The following is a 22,080-nucleotide window of genomic DNA, read 5'->3' as shown; positions in this document are numbered from 1 at the left end:
CGTGCTCAAGCCTTTCCGAGAACTCCGAGGACTCCGAGGACTGTGGGCGTCACTGACCGTCAGTGCTGGTAGCCGTAGACGCCGCGCGCCTGGTCGCGGACGAGACGGCCCTTCTCCAGCTCGATGACGCGCTTGCGCATCTGGTCCACGATGTTCTGGTCGTGCGTCGCCATCACCACGGTCGTGCCCGTCCGGTTGATCCGGTCGAGCAGCTTCATGATGCCGACGGAGGTCTGCGGGTCGAGGTTGCCGGTCGGCTCGTCGGCGATCAGCAGCTTGGGCCGGTTCACGAAGGCCCGCGCGATGGCGACACGCTGCTGCTCACCACCCGACAGCTCGCCGGGCATCCGGTCCTCCTTGCCGCCGAGGCCGACGAGGTCGAGCACCTGGGGCACGGACTTGCGGATCTCGCCCTTCGACTTGCCGATGACCTCCTGGGCGAAGGCGACGTTCTCGGCGACCGTCTTGTTCGGCAGCAGCCGGAAGTCCTGGAAGACCGTCCCCAGCTGGCGCCGCATCTGCGGCACCTTCCAGTTGGAGAGGCGCGCGAGGTCCTTGCCGAGGACGTGCACCTGCCCGTGGCTGGCGCGCTCCTCGCGGAGGATCAGTCGCAGGAAGGTGGACTTTCCGGAGCCGGAGGACCCGACGAGGAAGATGAACTCACCCTTCTCGACCTCCAGGGTGACATCCCGGAGAGCGGGGTGGTTCTGCTTGGGGTAGACCTTGGAGACGCTGTCGAATCGGATCACGGATACACCACGGACCATCGGGGGCAGATGGCGTGACCATACGCGACCCGGGCGTCCGGGCGCAGGCTCCGGTCACGGTTGCGCAAGGGTTGTGGCCTTTTGTACGGGGCCGGTCGCCGGCCCGGTGTCGGCGGCAGAGCCCCCGAGGACACGGGGAATCGCGCAACCTCCACCGGAACCTGTCACAGTGGAGCGTGAAGTCGGGAACGGATGCGGTCCCGAAAGCGTTGGGTACGTGGAAGCGGCGCAAGGAGGGCGAGGCGCATGACGTACGACCGATTGGTGTGCGCGAACTGCGCGGCGCCCGTGAACGAGGGGCGCTGTCACGTCTGCCGGGCGAACCGCGAGCGGTTGCAGCAGGAGAGCCCGTTCGCCGGGCTCAACCCGATGACGCTGATAGCGCTGCTGGCGGTACTGATAGCGGCACTGGCCCTGGTGGCTCACCAGACGGCATAGCCCACGCTTGACAGTGACACGCGAAGGGCCCGGAGCGATGATGCTCCGGGCCCTTTTGCGCTTACGCGCCACCGGCTTCCGCCGGCTACAGGTGCCGCTTAGGCCGCTGCGCCGCCACGGCCGCCCACGAGACGCGGGAGAACGCGGAAGGCGACACCGCCGGCGATCATCGTGGCCGCACCGATGATCAGGAAGGTCGTCTCCATGGCACCGGTCTCGGCGAGCTCGGCACCGGAGCCCTGGGCCGAGGTCTCCGAGCCCGTGTCGGTGAGGGCCGAGGTGCCCTCCTCCTGGGCGGAGGTGTTCGAGCCACCGTCGGGGCTGGTGTTGTCGCCGCCGTCGGTGTCCGTACCGGAACCGTTGCCGTTGCCGTTGCTGCCGGAGCCGGCGTCGTCCGTGGGCTCGTCGTCGGTGGGCTCACTCGGCTCGGCGGAGGGCTCCGACGGTTCCGAGGGCTCCGGGTCGGCCGTGGTGGGCCCCGGGTCGGGCAGCGGCGGCTCCGGGTCCGGCAGCGGCGGCTCCGGGTCGGGCAGCGGCGGCTCGGGGTCCGGCACCGGCGGCTCCGGGTCGGGCAGCGGCGGCTCGGGGTCCGGCACCGGCGGCTCGGGGTCCGGCAGCGGCGGCTCGGGGTCCGGGCTCGGCGTACCGGCGCAGATACCGAGCAGCTCGCAATCGTCGGCCGAGGCAATGCCCGCGGTCGTCAGCGAGGCACCGGCGGCGATCACCACGCCCGCCGCTATCCGCGCGACACGAACCCGCGTCTTCTTCGTCATATAACTGCTACCCCCAGTAGCTGTTCGTCAGGTGGGGCCGCGTCGGGGCGGTGATCGACGGGGCGGCAAGAGAAGCCCCCCGGTTCACATGCGCCCCAGAGATACGCATGCCGCGCTTTACCTTTCCGATTTTCCAAGAGCACGTCAAGGTCGTTGCGCGCGCAATGTCCCCTTGTTCCTTCCTTGCCGCACATCGGACCCTGTGAGTGTGATGTAAAACCCAGACATCTTTCCAACGCAAAGCAACCACCGCCCGGTGGGCGGCGGTTGCTTTGTCGATAAGGAGCTCTGCGGGAGTTCTACTTCTCCTGCTGCTTGCGCCAGCGAATTCCGGCTTCGAGGAAACCGTCGATCTCACCGTTGAACACGGACTCGGGGTTACCGACCTCGAACTCCGTCCGCAGGTCCTTGACCATCTGGTACGGGTGCAGGACGTACGAACGCATCTGGTTGCCCCAGGAGTTGCCGCCGTCGCCCTTGAGGGCGTTCATCTTGGCCTGCTCCTCCTGGCGGCGCCGGTCGAGGAGCTTGGCCTGGAGCACGTTCATCGCGGAGGCCTTGTTCTGGATCTGCGACCGCTCGTTCTGGCAGGAGACGACGATGCCGGTGGGGAGGTGGGTCAACCGCACCGCGGAGTCGGTGGTGTTGACGCCCTGGCCGCCGGGACCGGACGACCGGTAGACGTCCACCCTCAGTTCGGACTCGTCGATCTCGATGTGGTCGGTCGTCTCGACGACCGGCAGGATCTCCACACCGGCGAACGAGGTCTGCCGACGGCCCTGGTTGTCGAAGGGCGAGATGCGTACGAGGCGATGCGTGCCCTGCTCCACGGACAGCGTCCCGTAGGCGTACGGCACCTGGACGGCGAAGGTGGTCGACTTGATGCCGGCCTCCTCGGCGTACGACGTCTCGTAGACCTCGGTCTTGAAGCCCTTCTGCTCGGCCCACCGCAGGTACATCCGCTGCAGCTTCTCGGCGAAGTCGGCGGCGTCCACGCCACCGGCCTCGGCGCGGATGTTGACGAGGGCCTCGCGGGCGTCGTACTCGCCGGAGAGGAGGGTACGGACCTCCATCTCGTCGAGGGCCTTGCGGACGGAGGCGAGCTCGGCCTCGGCCTCAGCGCGGGTGTCCGGGTCGTCCTCCTCCTCGGCCATCTCGAAGAGCACGCCCAGATCGTCGATCCGTCCGCGCAACGCCTCGGCCTTCCTCACCTCCGCCTGGAGGTGGGAGAGCTTGCTGGTGATCTTCTGCGCTTCCTCCGGGTCGTCCCACAGGGACGGCGCTGCCGCCTGCTCCTCGAGCACGGCGACATCTGCCCTCAGCTTGTCGAGGTCCAGGACGGCCTCGATCGACTCCATGGTCGAGGAGAGGGACTTGAGCTCTTCGGATACATCGACGACTGCCACGACACCAGCGTAACGGCTCCGCCGAGCGAGGGGTTTCCCGCCCGCCCACCCGTTTACCGCATGTGGCCCCGGCGCACCTCAGCCCGTCCGGCGTTTGAGGACGAGGCCCCTTCGGGGCCGAAAGCGGGGGTCCGGGGGCGGCAGCCCCCGGGGATGGGACGGGTAGGGGCGGCGGGGGCGAGGAACCCTCACGGCGCCCCCGGCGCCGAGTTCCCCGTGTCCTGCGGCGTAGCCCCCGCATCGTCCCCCGACGTGGCCACCCACGTCCCGACCCCCAGCACCGCCACCAGCACCACTCCCGCCACCCCCAACGTCACCCTCCGCCGCCGCGCCGAAGCCCGATGCCGAGCCGACCCAGGACGCGGCGCCCCCACCGGCCGCGGCACCCGCGCCGTCCCCAGCGCCCCACCCGCCAGCTCATCAGGCCCCGGCACCCGCATCGACGTATGCGTATCCCGGTTGGAGTCCGGCTTGGCCCCCCGCACCAGCGGCACCGCCCCCCGCCGCACCCGCTCCCCCGCCGGCACGGCCACCTCGTCGTAACCCTCGTCCCGCACCGCCCCTGACCCCGGCCCATGCCCAGGCCCCGCCCCCTGCCCGGACTCCTCCCCGTCCTCCGACTCGGGCTCGTCCACGTCCAGCGGCGGCATCCCCACCAGCAACGGCAACTGCTCCCGCAGCCGCACCCCCAGCTCCGACGCCCGCAGCCGCGACGCCGGCGCCTTCGCCAGGCACTGCACGATCAGCTGCCACAGTTCCTCGGGAATCCCGGGGAGCGGGACCACCGTCTCGGTCACGTGCCTGCGCAGCACCGCGCCCGGGTGGCCGCCGCCGAAGGGTGTGAAGCCGGCCAGCAGCTCGTACAGGACGGTCGCCAGGGCGTAGATGTCGACGGCCGCGCGCGGGGGCAGGCCCTCGACGAGCTCCGGCGCCAGATAGTCGGGCGTACCGATGATCTTCGTGGCCCGCGTCCGCCGCGGTGAGTCGATCAGTTTCGCGACGCCGAAGTCCGTCAGAAGGGCGGGGTGCGAGCCGCCGGGGCCCAGGGGGCCCTGCATGTCCAGCAGGACGTTCTCCGGCTTCACGTCACGGTGCACGATCCCGGCGGAGTGCGCGGCGGCCAGCCCGTCCGCGATGTCGGCCACTATCGCCACGGCGGCCTCGGGGGCGAGCCTGCGTTCGCGGTCGAGCCGGGTGCGCAGGTCGGTGCCCCGCACCAGGTCCATGACGAGCGCGAGGTCGTTGCCGTCGACCACCAGGTCCCGTACGGACACGATGTTGGGGTGTTCGAGCCCGAGCAGCGCGGTCCGCTCCTGTACGAAGCGTCCGACGAGCTCCTGGTCCGACGCCAGGTCCTCGCGCAACAGCTTGACGGCGACGGGCCCGTCGGGACCCTCGCCCAGCCACACCGTGCCGGCGCTGCCCCGCCCCAGGATCTGGTTGGCGGTGTACCGGCTGCCGATCTTCCGTGCCAAGACTGCTCCTACAGACGCGTGTTGCCGACGCGGCGCCGATCCGGGGCGTGACACCAGCGGCAGCGCCGCGGGTCCCCGGACCGCCGGCCGACAAGACCTCGACCTCAGCCGATAAAACTACGCGTCCGGAGCCCCAACCTTCACCGCCGGGACGTAAATCACCCGCCAGGTGTCGACAAATCCCCAGAGTCGCACCGGAATCACAGTCGGAACACCGCCCGACTGATCCTCAAATGCACGGCAACCACCTGATTGCCCCGCCGGAGCAGTGGGTCGGTTCGGGTCAGTTCCCCGTCCCTGCGGAACCCCCGGAGCCGCCAGACCCGCCACCGAGATCCCCCACCCACCCGCTGACCGTGTCGATCCAGTCACCGAGCTGCGCGAAGAACCCCTTCGTCGAGCCGATCCACCCCTGCAGTGGGCTCAGTTCCCAGATCAGCCACGCGGCGACGAACAGGATGACGATCGTGAACAGGCATCCCTTGAGGCAGCCGAGCCCGGGGATCTTCATCGGGTTGGCGCTGCGCTGCCGGGGTTCCCTCGGCTCGCGCGCCGGCCGGCCCTCGGGCTGCTGAGGGCGCTGGGGAGCGGGGGCGGGCGCGGGCGGCGCGTACCGCTGCTGCGGTTGCTGTTGCTGGTGCCGGGGCTGCTGCTGATGCTGGGGCGGCGCGTACTGCTGGTGCTGCGGGGGCTGCCCCGGCCCCTGCGGATAGCCGTATCCGGGCTGGGGCTGCGGGCCGCGCTGCTGCTGACGCGACGGCGGCTGCTGCTGGTACGGCGGCTGCTGGGGCTGTTGCTGCGGCGGCCTGCCCGGCTGCCGCTGCGGACGGCGGCGCAGCGGGTCGTCACCGGGGTCCAGGTACTGGACCTGGGTCTGCTCGTTGCGGTCCCGGGCGGCGCGCAGCTGGTTCTGCCAGGGGTGCGGCTCCTCGGGCCCTCCACCCTGGCCCCCGCCCTGGTTTCCGGGCTGGTTCTGCGGCACGGGCGGCATGACCGCCGTGGGATCCGCGGCGCCCAGGCCGCCCACGGCGCCCATCCCCACGGAACCAGGGCCTCCGGTGTGCGGCAGCACGCTGGTGGCGGCGTTCGGGTCGTACGCCCCCGGCATGCCCGCGCTGTGCGGCAGCACCTGGGTCGGGTCGCCCGCCCCGGGCACCGCGGTCGGTGCCGGATCCGGTGCGAGCAGGTGGACGACCCCTTCGGCCGCCGCGATCTGCATCGAGTTGGAGTGGACGCCGATGCCCTCGGCGACGACACGCAACCCGCGCGCGAGGTTCTCGGCGCTGGGCCGTTCGTCGGGGTTCTTGCGCAGGCAGCGCTCGATGACCGTCCACAGGGGTTCGGGCACGGTGGACGGGCGGCGCGGCTCGGAGGCGAGGTGGTGGTGCAGTACTTCGAGCGCCGACTCGCCGCTGAACGGGGGACGGCCGGTGACCAGCTCGTACATGAGGATGCCGGCGCCATAGATGTCGACGGCGGAGGTCTGCGGACGTCCTTCGGCGGACTCGGGTGCGACGTACGCGGGCGTGCCGACGAACTCGTGGGTGCGGGTGAGGCCCGGGGAGTCGGCGAGGCGGGCGATGCCGAAGTCGGTGAGCATCGGGTGCATCCGGCCGTTGTCCTGCATGAGCAGGACGTTGGCGGGCTTCAGGTCCCGGTGCACGACCCCGTCGGCGTGGCTGACGGCGAGCGCGTCGGCGATCTGCGCGGTGAGGAGGGCGGCGGCGACGGGCGTGAAGGGGCCGTTCTCCCGCAGGTACTTGTGCAGGTCGGGCCCGTCGATGAGGTCCATGACCAGCGCCAGCAGATCGCCCTCGACCACCAGGTCCCGTACGCGGACGATGTTCGGGTGGGTCAGCCGCAGCAGCACGGACCGCTCGCGCAGGAAGCGCATCACGATGTCCGCGTCGTTGGCGAGTTCCTCCTTGAGGACCTTGATCGCCACGGTCTCGCCGGGCTGGCCGGGCACGGCCGCCTCGGCTCCCGCGGTCTCCCTCTGGCGGGCGCGCCAGACGGTGCCTGTGGCGCCGCGTCCCAGCGGCTCCTCAAGGAGGTACTTGCTCCCTACCGGCCGCACGTCATGGCTCCCTTACATACGTACATCCCGTACACGGTCCTCCGACCCACTGTAGTGCCGCGCTCCATGGACACCCTGTGGGCGGCGGCCGCCGCCCACAGACGGCTACGTACCGCCTCCTTCTCGCGTTCGACTCGAAGAGGCCGGTAAGTCGTCGAAAAATCGTCGGAAAGTCGATGGGAAAGACGTCTCGACCGTCGTCCCGGTTGCCGAATCCCGAACGTGACCGATCTCAAACCGATTGCCAAACCGATCCGAATCGGACAGCCGCCGGTCACTGGTCAGGCACTTTTGCGGGCAGAGGTGACCATTCAAGATCACTTATGGGTGGGGGGCGGGCGCGTTGTCAGTGACAGGTGCGAGGATGCCTCCAGTACTGGCCTACGTGCTCGTGTGCGGTGGGGGAAGTCCGCGGTGGTGGGACCCGTGGCGTGGCTTCGTCCTCCTTTCCGGGTGTCCGTGCAGAAGGGACCGCTGACGGCGATGCAGATCCGGTTGACCGTCGTAGACCCGCTGGGGCCGCCCTCGGAGCCGTGGGCGCGTGCCGCGAGCTGCGATGTGCTGGTCACCGCTCCCGCCGGCACGGCGCTCGCCTCGGTGGCCTCGGCCCTGGCGTCGGTGGTCGCGGGCGACGGGGGTTCGACCCTGCCCGAGCGCGGCTCGGGCCGCGAGAGCGGCGGCGCGGTGGTGCTGTACGCGGGCGACCAGCGCCTCGACGCCCAGCGTTGCACCCTCGGTGAGCCCCCCTTGGTCGACGGGGCGGTGCTCGCCCTCGGTACGCCCGCCGAGCCCGAGCCGCACCCGGAGGCCGACGAGGTGGCGGCCCAGCTGCACGTGGTCGCGGGACCGGACGCGGGCGGGGTCCATCTTCTGCACGGCGGCCAGATCACCATCGGCCGCTCCGCCGACGCCGACGTCCCGCTGGACGACCCGGACGTCTCCCGGCTGCACTGCGCGGTCACGGTCGAGGAGGACGGCCGGATAGCGGTCGCGGACCTCAACTCCACGAACGGCACGACGCTGTCCGGCACCCGCCTGGGCACCCGCCCGGTCCGTCTCGCGCCGGGCGCGCTGCTGCGCATCGGGGAGTCGGCCCTGCGGCTGACCCCGCCCGGGGACGCGGGCGCCCGCGTGGGCACGACCCCCGACGGCGAGGGCCACGTACGCGTGAGCGTCGCCGAGGGCCACACGGGCGACGCGGGACACCCGGCCGACAAACCGAACGACACCGAGGACACCGAGGACACCCACGGCAGGCGCCTCACGTCGTTCACCTCGTCGCCGCCCTCCGGGGAGACCCATCACGCCTACGGTTCGGCGAGTTGGGGAGCCGCCGGTGGCGCCTCCGAGTCTCGGGGCACCCGGAACCCGGCGGAGGCCGCGCAGCCGCTCGTCCCGGGTCAGGGGCGGGCCCCGCGCATCGAGAGCCGCAAGACCACGGGTACGGCCGGTACGGGCAGGGCCTCGGACAGCGCCGGGGACACCCACGGCGCCGGGTTCTCCGTACCGGGGCCGGTGTCCGGGACCCCCGCCGTACCGCACGCGCGCTCGCACGACGAGGGCGGGCGACAGGCGGAGGCGGAGGCTTCCACGGGCGGCGGCGGCCGGAAGGGAACTCCCCTCAGGGGTACGGATGTTCCGCAGGGTGCGCGCAAGCGCGGCGGTCTCTCCAAGTGGGCGCGGCGACTGACCGGCGGGCGCGCCGAGCCGGAGACGACCGAGGGCGAGGCGTACGACGACGAGGGTGCGGTGTACGAGCAGGCCGCCCGGGAGTTCGCCGACGTCCCCGCGCAGGTCCCGGAGAGCTGGCCCGACCCGGCGACGCTGCTGCTCACGGCCCTGGGTCCGGGCCCCCGGCTGTGGGAGCGCGGCCCGGGTCACCCCGAAGCACTCACGGTCCGGCTGGGTACGGCGGACCGCGCGGCCCCCGACGGCTCGGGGCTGCTGCCCGCCGTACCGGTGACCGCCGGGCTGCGTGAGGTCGGGGCGCTGGGGCTGGCGGGGCCGCGCGCGCGGCTCGTGGGGCTGGCCCGCGCGATAGTGGCCCAGCTGACGGCGCTGCACTCCCCCGAGGCGCTGGAAATCGTCCTGATCAGCACGGACCGCGCGCGTACCGCCGAGGAACGCACCGCCGAGTGGTCGTGGCTCGGCTGGCTCCCCCATCTGCGCCCCGGGCACGGCCAGGACTGCCGACTCCTCCTCGCCTACGACCGCGAGCAGGCCACGGCCCGCACCGACGAACTCCTGCGCCGCCTGGAGGACCACGACACGGAGACGACGGCGAAGAGGGTCGCCTCCGGCGAGGGAGAGCCCGCCCTGGGCGACCGGGAGGTCCCCCAGGGCGCGGCCCGGCGGCCTTCCTGGGCCCGGCCCGACGACCCCGCCGATGACGGGGCGGACCGTTTCGCTGGGCCCTACACCGTGGTCGTCGTGGACGGCGACCCGGGCGGTGCGGCGATCCGGGAGGCCGTCGCACGGCTGGCGCAGGAGGGCCCCCGGGCGGGGATCCATGTCGTGTGCCTCGCGGAAACGGAGGCGGCATCCCCCGCGTCACCGGTGACGGAGACGTACGAGGCGGCGTGCGCGGTCTCACCGCCGTTCCGCGAGTGCGGCGCGGTGGCACTGCTCAGCGGCGACGTGGCCACGGCTGTGCATGTGATGCGGGTGGCCAGGGCGGGGGGCCACGTATCCGGCCACGTATCCGGCCGGGGCTCCGCCGACATGGGGTTCGATGACTTCGGGGGTGGGTCGGGGGGCGGGGCGCGGGGCGGTTCCGTTGGCGGTGGTGATGCGCGGGGTGGATTCCGGGGCGGTTCCGGGGGTGATGCGCGGGGCGGTTCCGGTGGTGATGCGCGGGGCGGCTCCCGGGGCGGTTCCAATAGTGACTCCGGTGGTGACGCCCGGGGCGGATTCCGAGGTGACTCCGGTCGTGATGCCCGGGGCGGATTCCGGGGTGACTCCGGCGGCGGGTCCCGTGCCGGTTCCGGTGATGACTTCCGTGGTGACTCCGGCGGCTTCCGTGATGACTCCGGCGGCTTCCGTGATGACTCCGGCAGTGACGTTCGTGCCGGTTATGGCGGTGACTTGCGTGGCAACTCGGGCGGCGGCTCACGCAGCGACTCCGGCAGCGGCGCGCGCGGCGGTTCCGGCGGCGGTTTCCGCGGCGGCAGCGGCTCCCGTGCCGGTTCCGGTGGCGACTCCGGCTCCGGTGGCGGCTCCCGTGCCGGTTCCGGTGGTGACTTCCGTGGCAACTCCGGCGGAGCGCATGGCGACTCCGGTGGCGATTCCCGTGTCGGTTCCGGCGGCGGTTTCCGCGACGACTCCGGCAGCAGCGCCCGCAGCGGTTCCAGCGGCGCCCATGGCGACTCCGGTGGCGGCTCCCGTGCCGGTTCCGGCAGGGGTGACCGTGGTGAGTTCGGTGGTTCGGCAAGTCGGGGGCCCGGCGGGCTGGTGGGGCAGGGGTCCGTTGCTGCTGTGGATGCCGTGTCTCTTGCCTGGGCCGAGCGGTTCGCGCGGGCGCTGGCTCCGTTGCGCACCGACGGTGCCGCCGGTGGGCGCCCGCAGCGCGTCTCCGCGCCCTTGCCGCAAGCAGCACGCCTGCTCGACGAGTTGGGGCTCGCCAGGGCCACCCCGGCGTCCCTGATGGCCCGTTGGGCCGACGCGGCGGACCACGCGGAGACGCTCGGCGGCCGGGCCTGGGCCGTACTCGGCGCCGGCCCGCGCGGCCCCGTCGGTGTGGACCTCGCGGCCGAGGGACCGCACCTGCTGATCGAGGGGCCGCCCGGCAGCGGGCGTACGGAGTTGCTGCGGGCCGTCGTCGCGTCGCTGGCCGCCGCCGAGCGGCCCGACCGGCTGGGCATCGTGCTGATGGACGGCCGGGACGGCACCGGCGGCAGCGGCGGGGGCGCCCCGCACGGGGAAGGGCTGCGCCTCTGTACCGACCTTCCGCATGTCACCACCCACCTCACCGCCAACGACCCCGTCCGGATGCGCGAGTTCGCCCAGTCGCTCAGCGCCGAACTCAAACGACGGGCCGAGCTTCTCGGGCGGGTCGGTTTCGGCGAATGGCACAACGGGCGCGAGCTGTCCGGCCGGATCGGGCCGCAGCGGTCGAAGTCCGGGTCGGGCACGCACGGTTCGGTGGGCACGGGAGCGAAATCCAGCTCGGGAGAGGGCGCCGGGGATCTCGATTCGCCGCCCAGTTCGACGATGAGGCTGCGGCCGGCGGCGAGCAGGCGGCGTACGGAGACACCGCCCCTGGCCCGTCTCGTCGTGGTCGTCGACGACCTGGACGCGTTGGTGTCGCCGCCGCTGGGGTCCCCGGGGCGGCCGTCGGCGGGGTCCGTGGTGCGGGCGCTGGAGGCGGTGGCCCGGGAGGGTGAGCGGCTCGGGGTGCATCTGGTGGCCGCGGCGGGCGTCGGTGGGCGCACCGCGGAGACGGAACTCGCCCGGGGGGCCGCGCTGCGGGTCGTCCTCGACGCACCGGCGCCGGGGCCGGACGAACCCGCCGCCGGGCGGGGGCGGTTGAGCGGGGCGGACGGGAGGGGGGTCCCGTTCCAAGGGGGGCGGGTGACGGGGCGTATCCCGCGTACGGCGACGTTGCGGCCGACTGTCGCGGCGCTGGACTGGCAGCGGATGGGGGATCCGCCGGCGCGGCGGCCGGTGCGTGAGCTGGGGAACGGGCCGACTGATCTGGCGTTGTTGGCGAGTGCGTTGGAGCGGGCGGCGCGGTCAGTTTCGGCGGCGGAGGTGCCGTCACTGCTGTGAGCCCGGCCGGGTTCTTCGCCCCCGCCGCCCCTACCCGTCCCTCCCCCAGAGGGGGGACCCCAGGGGGGACCCCCACTGGGGGCTGCGCCCCCAGACCCCCGCTTTCGGCCCTGAAGGGGCCTCGTCCTCAAACGCCGGACGGGCTGAGGGTGCCTGGGCCGCGCTGATCACATGCAGTAAACGGGTGGGCGAGTGGGAAAACCAGGCCTGTGTTGCAGCAGCGTTGTGCGTGAAGGAGCAGTTCGAGGGCACGCTGCAAACTGGCCGAGTCGGGCAGGCGCACTTGCCGACCCCCACGACCCGGCGTAGACCAGAGCCCACGGGACAGCGCCGAACGACGAACGGGGCCCACATGCGCAGCACGCTACGTACACGCACCCTGACCGCCCTCTCCGCCACCGCCCTCGCCCTAGCCCTCACCTCCTGCGGCTCCGACGACGACAGCCCGGGCGGCAAAGGCACCGACGCCACCACCGGCAGCGGCGGGGACACCTCCGCCTCCGTCAAGCTCCCCAAGCTGGACGGCCAGACCTTAGAGGTCGCCGCCGTTTGGACGGGCCCGGAGCAGGAAAACTTCACCAAGGTCCTCCGGGAGTTCGAGAAGCGCACCGGCGCGAAGGTCAACTTCGTGCCGACCGGCAACAACACCTCCACGTTCCTCGGTACGAAGATCCAGGGCGGCCAGCCCCCGGACGTCGCCTTCCTCCCCCAGGTGGGCGTACTGCACCAGTTCGCCGAGAAGGGCTGGCTCAAGCCGCTCGGCGCGGATGCCCAGGCGCAGCTCGACAAGAACTTCTCCGCCGGGTGGAAGGACCTCGGGGCCTTCGAGGGCAAGCAGTACGGCATCTACGTAAAGGCCGCCAACAAGTCCCTGGTCTGGTACAATACCGCCGCGTTCGAATCCGCGGGCCTCACCGACACGCCCAAGACCTGGAAGGACTTCATCGCCGCGGCCCAGACCCTCTCCGACGCGGGCTCCCCCGCCGTCTCCGTGGGCGGCGCCGACGGCTGGACCCTCACCGACTGGTTCGAGAACGTCTATCTGTCCCAGGCCGGTCCGGAGAAGTACGACCAGCTGGCCCAGCACAAGATCAAGTGGACCGATCCCTCGGTGAAGGACGCCCTGACCACCCTCGCCGAGCTCTGGGGCAACGACGAGCTCCTGGCAGGCGGGCGTTCCGGCGCGCTGGCGACCGAGTTCCCGAAGTCGGTCATCCAGACCTTCACCGGCGACAACCCGGCGGCGATGGTCTTCGAGGGCGACTTCGTGGCCGCCAACATCAACGCGGACACCAAGGCCAAGATCGGCACGGACGCGAAGGTCTTCCCGTTCCCGGCGGTCGGCAGCCAGGCACCCGTGGTCAGCGGCGGCGACGTCGCCGTGGCGCTGAAGGGCGGCGCGGGCGCCCAGGCCCTCCTGACGTTCCTCGGCTCGACCGACGCGGCGGAGATCTGGGCGGCGCAGGGCGGCTTCCTCTCGCCCAACAAGGCGATGGACCAGTCTGCGTACAAGGACGATGTCACCCGGGACATCGCCAAGGCCCTCATCACGGCCGGCGACGACTTCCGCTTCGACATGTCCGACCAGGCCCCGGCCGCGTTCGGCGGTACCCAGGGCGTCGGCGAGTGGAAGGACCTCCAGGACTTCCTGAAGAACCCGAAGGACGTCGCGGGCACGCAACAGAAACTCGAGGCCGACGCCGCCAAGGCGTACAAGAACGGCTGACGGCGCCGACATGGAGTCGAGGAGAGACAACAACACACCAGGGGACGACACACCAGGGGACAACCCGCCAAGGGACAACACGACACCGGTCGGCTCGACAACCACCATGCCGGTCGGTACGACGCCGGGCAGGCCCAGGAAGGTCACGGGCACCCGCTGGTGGGTGGCAGGCCTGTTCCTGCTGCCCGCCCTGGTTCTGCTGGGCTCGCTCGTCGTCTACCCGATCGGTTACTCCGTCTGGCGCAGCCTCTACGACGCCGACGGTTCGGGTTTCGTCGGCCTGGAGAACTACGGCGACATCTTCACCAACGACGCCACGCTGACCGCCGTACGCAACACGGCGATCTGGGTGGCCGTGGCCCCCGCGCTCGTCACCGCGCTGGGGCTGATCTTCGCGGTGCTGACGGAACGGGTGCGCTGGGGTACGGCGTTCAAGCTGATCGTCTTCATGCCGATGGCGATCTCGATGCTCGCGGCGGGCATCATCTTCCGCCTCGTCTACGAGCAGGACCCGGACCAGGGCGTCGCCAACGCGATCGTGACGTCGGTGCACGACGCCTTCGTGGACTCCTCGGTCTATCCGAAGGCCCGTCCGAACGCGCAGGCCAGTGACCTGAAGCCGTCCGGTGGGGGGTCCTTCACCTCCACCGGGTCCGTCAGCCCGGGCACCCCGGCGCTCCTGCCACTGGTGGGGATCGCCCCGAACAAGCTCCCGGGCACGCCCGAGGACGCGAAGGCCCCCGGCGCCTCGGACGGCTCCGGGATCACCGGCACCGTCTGGCTGGACTTCAAGCTCGGCGGTGGCGGTACGAAGGGGCAGGTCGACCCGGGTGAGAAGGCGCTGGAGGGGGTGAAGGTCGAGGCCGTGAAGGATGGGAAGGTCGTCGCGTCGGCGACGAGCGGCGCCGACGGGACGTTCAGCCTGCCCGCCGATGCCGACGGCGCCCAACTGCGCCTGCCGGGCTCGAACTTCGCCGCCGCCTACAACGGCATCGACTGGCTCGGGCCCACTCTCGTCACCCCGGCCATCATCGGCAGCTACACGTGGATGTGGGCCGGGTTCGCGATGGTGCTCATCGCCGCGGGGCTCGCGGGCGTGGACCGCAACCTGCTGGAGGCGGCGCGCGTGGACGGCGCCAACGAGTGGCAGGTGTTCCGGCGGATCACCGTCCCGCTCCTCGCGCCTGTGCTGGTCGTTGTCCTCGTCACGCTGATGATCAATGTGATGAAGGTGTTCGACCTCGTCTACATCATCGCCCCGCAGCCGAGTCAGGACGACGCGAACGTCCTCGCGCTCCAGTTGTTCCTGTCGTCGTTCGGCGGAGGCGGCAACTACGGCGTCGGCAGTGCGATCGGCGTGCTTCTGCTGCTGCTCGTCATGCCGGTGATGTTCGTCAATCTGCGTCGGCTCAGGAAGGAGCGTCAGCGGTGACGACTGTCGACCCGCCCGTCGAACGGACCATCGACCCGCCCGCACGCGCCAGACGCTCCTTCGCCGCCCGCGTCGCCAGTGGCGCCGCCGGCGGGGTGCTGCGGCTCTTCCTCATCCTCGTCGCGCTGATCTGGATGGTGCCGACGTTCGGGCTGCTCGTGTCGTCGTTCCGCGACCCGACGGACATCTCCACCTCCGGGTGGTGGAAGGTGTTCACGGCTCCCGGGCAGCTGACCGCCAAGAGCTACAAGACTCTGCTGGAGAACGACGCGATCACGAGCTCCCTCGTCAACACGGTGTGGATCACGGTCCCGGCGACGCTCCTGGTCGTCGTGATCGGCGCGATGGCCGGATACGCCTTCGCGTGGATGGACTTCAAGGGGCGCGACTGGTGGTTCCTGGTCGTGGTCGCGCTGCTGGTCGTACCCGTGCAGGTGGCGCTGATCCCGCTCTCGGATCTCTTCGGGAAGATCGGGATCTTCGGCGACATCATCGGGGTGGTGCTGTTCCATGTGGGGTTCGGGCTGCCGTTCGCGATCTTCCTGCTGCGCAACTTCTTCGCGGAGATCCCGCGCGAGCTGCTGGAGGCGGCCCGGCTGGACGGCGCGGGCGAGATCAGGCTGTTCGCAACCGTCGTCCTGCCGCTCGCCGCGCCGGCGATCGCGTCCCTGGGGATCTTCCAGTTCCTGTGGGTGTGGAACGACATGCTGGTCGCGCTGGTGTTCTCCGACTCGCAGTCGCAGCCGCTGACGGTCGCGCTCCAGCAACAGGTACGGCAGTTCGGCAGCAACATCGAGGTGCTGGCCCCGGGCGCGTTCATCTCGATGGTGATCCCGCTGGCCGTGTTCTTCGCGTTCCAGCGGCAGTTCGTGTCGGGGGTGATGGCAGGAGCGGTCAAGTAACCACATAAGAAGCTCAGTTCAACGGTCCCCCACATGCCGCAATCGTCGTAACCAAGTCACTCCATCGGCCGTTCCCGGGCAGTAGGCCCCGCGTCGACCCACCGACCCATGGATGTGCCTTGCCCAGGTTCAGTGTCATCGTCCCCGCGTACAGGGTTCAGGCGTATCTGCAGGACTGCCTGGAATCGGTTCTCGGCCAGTCGTATCCGGATCTCGAAGTGATCGCGGTCGACGACTGCTCGCCCGATGCCTGCGGTGCGCTCGTCGACGAGTTCGCGGCCCGCGACGCCCGGGTGCGCCCCGTCCACCTGCCGGAGAACGGCGGGGTGGGCGCGGCGCGCAACGCGGGGATCGATCAGGCGACCGGGGACTACCTCGTCTTCGTCGACGGCGACGACACCCTCGCCCCGAACGCGCTGCGGGCGGTCGCCGACCGGATCAAGGAGGCGGGCGAGCCGGACGTGCTGGTCTACGACCACGCGCACGCCCTGTGGAACGGCGAGAGCGTCCGCAGCCCGTTCCTCGGGCAGCTCACCGAGCAGGGTCCCGTCCCCTTCACCCTCGACGACCGCCCGTTGTTGCTCAAGCTGCCGCCGGTGGCCTGGAACAAGGCGTACCGGCGGGAGTTCGTCGAGCGGGAAAACCTCACCTTCCCGCCCGGCACCGACGCGGACCTCGCCTGGACGGTGCCCGCGCTGCTGGCCGCCGAGTCGGTCGCGACCCTGGACCGGGTCTGCGTCCACCACCGCCGACCGCGACAGCACGCCAACTCCCCCGTCGGCCTTGGGCACTTCGACATCCACGAGCAGTACGACCGGGTCTTCGCGTTCGTCGAGGCGCGCCCCGAACTCACGCACTGGCGGCCGGTGTTGTTCCGCCGGATGGTCGACCAGCTGATGTCGGCGCTGGCCCTGACCGAGCGGCTGCCGAGCGCTGTCCGCGCCGAGTTCCTGCGCAAGTCGCGGGCCCACTACCGCCGTTACCGCGTCCCGGGCGCCACCGTACCGCTGTACTCCCGCCTGCGGCACCTGCTCGTACGGACGGGCAGCTACCGTACGTACCGGGCGGCGCGGCTCGCGTCCGCTCTGCGCAGGCACCTCACCCGTTTCGTCAAGTCCCTTGCGCGGAGCGTCCGTTCGTCGGCCCTGCGACTGCACTACCGGGTCCAGCGGCGGCTGCCGCTGCGGGCCGACCGGGCCGTCTTCAGCAGTCGCTCGGGGCGCGGGTACGGCTGCAACCCGGGCGCCCTGGAGGCAGCGTTCCGCTCGTTCGTACCGGGCATGCGCACAGCGTGGGTCGCACGCCCCGAGCACCATCACACGCTCCCGACGGCGACCGCCCGGGTACGGCCCGGCACCGCCGCCTACTGGACGGCCCTGGCCCGCGCCAAGTACCTGGTGAGCAACGGGAGTTGGGACGAGCGGTATGTGAAGCGGGCCGGGCAGGTGGTGATCCGGAGCCAGGACGGGACGCCGCTGAAGCGCATGGGCCTCGACCTCCAGGACCGGCCGGCCGCCGCCCGTGAAACCGACTTCGCGGCACTCCTCGCGGACGTCGACACCTGGGACCACTGTCTGTCGGCCAACCGCCACTCCACCCTCGTATGGGAGCGCGTCTTCCCCGGCGGCTACGGCACCATCGAGACCGGGCAGCCCCGCAACGACGTGTTCCAGCAGGCGACTTCGGCGGACGTGGCCCGGCTGCGCGAGTCGCTCGGCATTCCGGAGGGCTCGGTCGCGATCCTGTACGCGCCCACCCACCGCGACTACCGACGCGGCCCCCGCCTCACCCTCGACCTGGAACGCGTCCTGCGCCAACTCGGCCCGCGCTACGTGCTGTTGACCCGCGCACACCAAGTCTACGACGCCCCGCTGACGTATGCCTCCGGCGGCCGGCTCATCGATGTGACCGACCATCCGAGCATCGAGTCGCTGTGCCTGGCCTCGGACGCGCTGGTCACCGACTACTCGTCGCTGATGTTCGACTACGCCAACCTCGACCGGCCGATCGTGATCCACGCGGACGACTGGGAGGCGTACGAGGCGGCCCGTGGCACCTACTTCGACCTGCGCGCGTTCCCGCCGGGCGCGGTGTCGCGCAGCGAGGACGAACTGATCGACATCTTCGCGACCGGCCACTGGCGCGGGTCGCGCTCGACGCAGCTGCGGACCGCGTTCCGCGAGCGGTTCTGCCCGTACGACGACGGGCGCGCCGCCGAACGAGTCGTTCGGCGGCTGGTGCTGGGCGAGACGGCCCGGCAGGTACCGGTCATTCCGCTCGCCGAGCGTCACCCGGTGCCGTCGGCGGCGGCCGCGTTCGCCGGCGCTCCGCTCACCAGCGTGCCGCGTCCGCAGGCCGCCCCCGACGGCGCACTGACTACTCGACCTCGAGGTTGACCTCGATGTTGCCGCGCGTGGCGTTGGAGTACGGGCAGACCTGGTGGGCCTGCTCGACCAGCTTGCGGCCGGTCTCGGCGTCGACGGAGTCGGGCAGCTCGACGCGGAGGGTGACCTTGAGGCCGAAGCCCTCGCCCTGCTTGCCTATGCCGACCTCGGCGGTCACGGCGGCGTCGCTGACGTCGACCTTGGCGCCACGGCCGACCAGGCCCAGCGCGCTGCCGAAGCAGGCGGCGTAGCCGGCTGCGAAGAGCTGCTCGGGGTTGGTTCCGGCGCCGTTGCCGCCCAGCTCCACCGGCATGGCGAGCGCGAGGTCCACCTTGCCGTCGGAGCTGACGGCGCGACCCTCACGGCCGTGTGTGGCGGTGGCGACTGCGGTGTAGATGGCGTCCATGGAACCCGTCCCTCTCGTCAAAGCTTCGTTGGAGCCCCTTGCGGGGTTCCTCGTGGACATCACTTAATCACACAATTCAATTGTGCACAACTAAGTGGTGGGCAAGGAGGTACTCTGGAGTCATGTCAGCAACCTCCGCCGAGGACTACCTCCGTCTCGACCACCAGATCTGCTTCTCCCTGAACGCGGCGTCCCGCGCCTTCAACGGCGTCTACCGCGTGGCGCTCAAGGACCTCGGGCTCACCTACCCGCAATACCTGGTGATGCTCGTCCTGTGGGAGCACGGACAGCTGCCCGTGAAGAAGCTCGGCGAACACCTCCGCCTCGACTCCGGGACGCTGTCACCGCTGCTCAAACGGCTGGAGACGGCCGGCCTCGTCCGGCGCGAGCGCAGCGCGCGGGACGAGCGGTCGGTGGAGGTGCGGCCGACCGACGAGGGCCTCGCACTGCGCGAGCGGGCGCTCCAGGTACCGCCCCGGATCCTCTCGGCGACCAGCTTGAACGTGGACGAGATCCGGGCACTGCGGGCCCGTCTCGACGAGCTCACCGTCGCTCTGGACGCGGCGGCCCTGGAGGGCTGACGCTCCGCTGGAGGCGCGGCGCCCCGCGCTCCTGTCGGGGCGCCGCTCCCGCCCTGCGTTCGTAGAGGCGCAGGGTCACTCCGCTGTCGCTGAACTCGCGCCTCGGCTCGAACTCCTCCTCCACCACCGCTCGCTTGACCCGGTCCGTCGCGCTGCCCGGGGACCATGTCGGGCGCAGGGCGTACGGCTCCGCGACCAGCCACACGTGGTCGAGCCCGGCCAGTTGCCGCCGCAGCGCCGCCGGGCCCACCTCGACGCCGTACAGCGTGCCGGACGTGCGCGCGGACTCGGCGAGCGCGACGTCACGGGTGTCGTGGAACCCCTTCGGGTACGCCAGTGCCGAGCGCCGTCCGATGGCCGGGAGGAACAGCACCGGGTCGCCGGGGCGCAGTTCGCGGGCCGCGATCGCGGAGGCGGCGGCGAGGTTGTCGCCGCCGCGCTGCGCGACGGAACGGTCCTGCCGGAGCAGCGGCAGCTGGTGCGCGCAGACGACGGCCACGGCGAGCAGCCCGGCCACGGTCACGGCCGCCCGGGGCAGGCGCGGCACGGCCCGCGCGAGACGATCGGCGCCGAAGGCGGCGAGGAGGGGGGCGCCGGCGAGTGCGTACAGGACGTACCGGTCGTCGTAGAGCGGCGACCACTGGGAGACGGTCATGAGGACCGCGGGCGGTACGAGGAGCAGCGGGAGGGCGACGGAGGCGAGGGACGGTTCATGGCCGTCGCGGCTGGGCCAGGGGCGCCGCAGGGCCACGTACATGAGGAGGAGGCAGGGCACGAGGACCTCGTCGGTGGAACCGGCGAACCGGTGCACCAGCCGGTTCACACCGCCCTGTCCGGGTGGCCGCAGCCAGCTCACCTGCGCCGACTGGGCGTGCGACACCAGCACCAGCGGGAGAATCACCAGCGCCACGGCGCCGGCCGCGCACAGCCACGCCGCCCACACCCGCCGGGGGACGCGGGCGAGCACGAGGGTCAGGGCGTGCGCGAGGAGCAGCAGTACGGCGAACTCGTGGAGGAGGCAGGTGACGGCGACGACCACCGCGTACGGCGTCCAGGATCGGCCCCCGAGCGCCCGTACGAGCAGCAGGGTCGCGCCCGCCGCACCGGCCGCGACCAGGGCGTACGACCGGCCCTCCTGGGCGTAGTGGCCGACCATCGGGTTGATGGCGTACAGCAGACCGGCCCAGAGGCCGACGCGCGGGCGGGCCAGGCGGGCGCCGAGGAGCGCGACCAGGCCGGCGGTCGCGGCCGCGGCGAGGACCGACGGGAGCCGCAGGAGGACCTCGCCGGGGTGGAGGGCGAGGACGGGCCGCATCAGCAGGTAGTACAGGCCGTGCACGGCGTCGACCTCGTGCAGCAGCCGCCAGATCTGCGGCACCGTGCGTCGCGCGACCTGGAAGGTGGCCGCCTCGTCGCGCCACATGCCACCCCGGTCGAGGCCCCAGCAGCCGATCACCAGCATGGCGACCACAGGGATCACGGGGACCGCGACGGCGGCCGTCTTCTTGTTCTTCCCCTTGTTCATCGGCCTGTTGATCACAGGCCTGATTTTGTGCGATTAGACAACATTTGATGGTTATTGACGGCGTTTGATAACCGATTGACGTGAATATGGCATCCGCTCGGCTTACGATCCGGCGGTGACGAGACCCCCCGCCCTCCTCGCCCTCACTGTCGGCTGGGCCGCCTCCCGCGCCCTGATGCTGTGGCTGCTGATCCACGACGACCTCCCGCCGCTCGGCGGCGGCTCGGTGGCTCGTGAGGTGCAGCGGCTGTACTTCCGCTGGTACGGCGTCCTCACTCAGGGCACGTTCCCCGCGCACGACACGCTGTGGCAGTACCCGCCGGGCGCCGGTCCGGTGCTGCTGTCGCCCGCGCTGCTTCCGACGTTCACCTACTTCGAGGCGTTCGTGGCGCTCACGCTCGCCACCGACGTCCTGGTCCTGCTGGCCCTCACGCGCGCGGGACGCCGCCCCGGCCGCTCCCTGCGCGGCGCCGTGTACTGGACGGCGAGCCTGCCCCTGCTCCTCCATGTCCCGCTCGCCCGCTACGACGTGCAGGTCACGGCGTTCGCCGTCATCTCCCTGTTGACTTTGTCGCGCTCCCCGCGCGCGTGCGGCGCGTTCGCGGCGCTGGGCGCCCTGGTGAAGGTCTGGCCGGCCCTGGTGCTGCTGGGTACGCCGAAGGGTTCAGCGACCCGGTCGGCGTGGACGTCCGCGACGGTCACGGCGACGGCCGCGCTGGCACTCCTGGCGGCCGTTTTCAGCAACCCGTTCGCGTTCCTGCGCCAGCAGGGCGGGCGGGGCGTGCAGATCGAGTCGCTCGGCGGCACCGCGCTCTCCCTCGCCACGCGCGCGGGGTGGGACGGGCGCGTGCGCTACCAGTACGGCGCGATGGAGTTCGTGGGCCCGTACGTCGCCTCGGTGGCGGCGCTGTCCCTCGCGCTGACGGCCGGCGCGTTCGGACTCCTGCTGCTGTGGCGGGTGCGGGCCCGGCACTGGACAGAGGCGACTCCGTTCGACGCGGCCATGAGCGCCGTACTCCTCTTCACGGTCACCAGCAGGGTGATCAGCCCGCAGTACCTGGTCTGGCTGGTGGGGCTGGCCGCCGTGTGCCTGACCTCGCGGCACACCAGCCAGCGCCCGGTGGCATGGTTGCTCCTCGCGGCCGCGGCGGTCAGCGGCCTCGACTATCCGGTCCTGTACGCCGAGGTCATCCACTGCACCTGGACGGGCGTGACGGTGATGGTCGTACGCAACGGTCTGCTGGCCGCGGCGGCGATCCTGTCCTTCGTACGACTGTGGCGCTCGACCCGGCCCACCGCGGCCCGGCTCCCGGTTCCTGCTTCCGTTCGTTCACTCCCCGAGCGGGAACTTAGCGCGCCTTAACGGAAGTTAACTGACAAAGTACGACCGAAACACCCGACCACACGAGGGGACGGCCGCA

At 71.4% G+C, this 22,080-nt stretch carries 15 protein-coding genes; 8 read left to right on the top strand and 7 right to left on the bottom strand.

The genetic code is table 11. The features are described 5' to 3' along the window. Nucleotides 1–59: 59 nt before the first annotated feature. Nucleotides 60–749: a cell division ATP-binding protein FtsE gene (ftsE, locus tag PV396_RS41135; RefSeq protein WP_319213457.1), complete on the bottom strand. Its 690-nt coding sequence runs from the start codon at nt 747–749 to the stop codon at nt 60–62. Nucleotides 750–1,013: 264 nt separating this feature from the next. Between ftsE and PV396_RS41130 the strand changes: the two genes are divergently transcribed. Further along, complete coding sequence (locus PV396_RS41130) at nt 1,014–1,205, top strand: hypothetical protein (protein ID WP_319213456.1); 192 nt, start codon at nt 1,014–1,016, stop codon at nt 1,203–1,205. A gap of 98 nt (nt 1,206–1,303) precedes the next feature. On the opposite strand, the gene PV396_RS41125 is transcribed toward PV396_RS41130, so the two are convergent. From PV396_RS41125 to PV396_RS41110, 4 genes are all read right to left on the bottom strand, one after another. Further along, entirely contained in the window at nt 1,304–1,978 is a 675-nt protein-coding gene (locus PV396_RS41125) for a hypothetical protein (RefSeq protein WP_319213455.1), read from the bottom strand. Between the two features lie 299 nt (nt 1,979–2,277). Next, the gene (gene prfB, locus PV396_RS41120) at nt 2,278–3,384 is read right to left on the bottom strand and encodes a peptide chain release factor 2 (protein WP_319213454.1); all 1,107 of its coding nucleotides are present in this window, start codon (nt 3,382–3,384) and stop codon (nt 2,278–2,280) included. 188 nt (nt 3,385–3,572) lie between these two features. Beyond that, nucleotides 3,573–4,859: a serine/threonine-protein kinase gene (locus PV396_RS41115; RefSeq protein WP_319213453.1), complete on the bottom strand. Its 1,287-nt coding sequence runs from the start codon at nt 4,857–4,859 to the stop codon at nt 3,573–3,575. Between the two features lie 283 nt (nt 4,860–5,142). Next, entirely contained in the window at nt 5,143–6,936 is a 1,794-nt protein-coding gene (locus PV396_RS41110; RefSeq protein WP_319213452.1) for a serine/threonine-protein kinase, read from the bottom strand. Nucleotides 6,937–7,419: 483 nt separating this feature from the next. Here PV396_RS41110 and PV396_RS41105 point away from each other — a divergent pair, with 483 nt between their 5' ends. The 5 genes from PV396_RS41105 (at nt 7,420) to PV396_RS41085 (ending at nt 18,159) form a co-directional block, all read left to right on the top strand. Next, on the top strand, nt 7,420–11,703 hold the full coding sequence (locus PV396_RS41105) for an FHA domain-containing protein (protein WP_319213492.1): 4,284 nt from the start codon (nt 7,420–7,422) through the stop codon (nt 11,701–11,703). Between the two features lie 352 nt (nt 11,704–12,055). Then, nucleotides 12,056–13,429, top strand: coding sequence for an ABC transporter substrate-binding protein (locus PV396_RS41100; RefSeq protein WP_319213451.1), 1,374 nt, complete (start codon nt 12,056–12,058; stop codon nt 13,427–13,429). Between the two features lie 106 nt (nt 13,430–13,535). Continuing rightward, entirely contained in the window at nt 13,536–14,861 is a 1,326-nt protein-coding gene (locus PV396_RS41095; RefSeq protein ID WP_319213491.1) for a sugar ABC transporter permease, read from the top strand. A gap of 29 nt (nt 14,862–14,890) precedes the next feature. Beyond that, nucleotides 14,891–15,763, top strand: coding sequence for a carbohydrate ABC transporter permease (locus PV396_RS41090; protein WP_416071571.1), 873 nt, complete (start codon nt 14,891–14,893; stop codon nt 15,761–15,763). Nucleotides 15,764–15,882: 119 nt separating this feature from the next. Then, nucleotides 15,883–18,159: a bifunctional glycosyltransferase family 2 protein/CDP-glycerol:glycerophosphate glycerophosphotransferase gene (locus PV396_RS41085; protein ID WP_319213449.1), complete on the top strand. Its 2,277-nt coding sequence runs from the start codon at nt 15,883–15,885 to the stop codon at nt 18,157–18,159. Here the strand turns inward: PV396_RS41085 and PV396_RS41080 are convergent. After that, nucleotides 18,140–18,553 (bottom strand): organic hydroperoxide resistance protein, encoded by a 414-nt coding sequence (locus PV396_RS41080; protein WP_319213448.1) that lies wholly within the window; start codon nt 18,551–18,553, stop codon nt 18,140–18,142. The two genes, PV396_RS41085 and PV396_RS41080, sit on opposite strands and share 20 nt — an antisense overlap. A gap of 122 nt (nt 18,554–18,675) precedes the next feature. On the opposite strand from PV396_RS41080, the gene PV396_RS41075 reads away from it, so the two are divergent. After that, a complete protein-coding gene (locus PV396_RS41075; RefSeq protein ID WP_319213447.1) occupies nt 18,676–19,134 on the top strand; it encodes a MarR family transcriptional regulator in 459 nt (152 codons plus the stop codon). On the opposite strand, the gene PV396_RS41070 is transcribed toward PV396_RS41075, so the two are convergent. Beyond that, complete coding sequence (locus tag PV396_RS41070) at nt 19,097–20,674, bottom strand: glycosyltransferase family 39 protein (protein WP_319213446.1); 1,578 nt, start codon at nt 20,672–20,674, stop codon at nt 19,097–19,099. The genes PV396_RS41075 and PV396_RS41070 overlap by 38 nt on opposite strands. A 160-nt stretch (nt 20,675–20,834) precedes the next feature. Here PV396_RS41070 and PV396_RS41065 point away from each other — a divergent pair, with 160 nt between their 5' ends. Beyond that, nucleotides 20,835–22,022, top strand: coding sequence for a glycosyltransferase family 87 protein (locus tag PV396_RS41065; protein WP_319213490.1), 1,188 nt, complete (start codon nt 20,835–20,837; stop codon nt 22,020–22,022). Nucleotides 22,023–22,080 lie beyond the last annotated feature (58 nt).

The organism is Streptomyces sp. ME02-8801-2C (assembly GCF_033793965.1).
Lineage (GTDB): Bacteria > Actinomycetota > Actinomycetes > Streptomycetales > Streptomycetaceae > Streptomyces.
The sequence above is the reverse complement of the archived record's forward strand: the minus strand, read 5'-3'. Positions and strand labels throughout refer to the sequence as shown.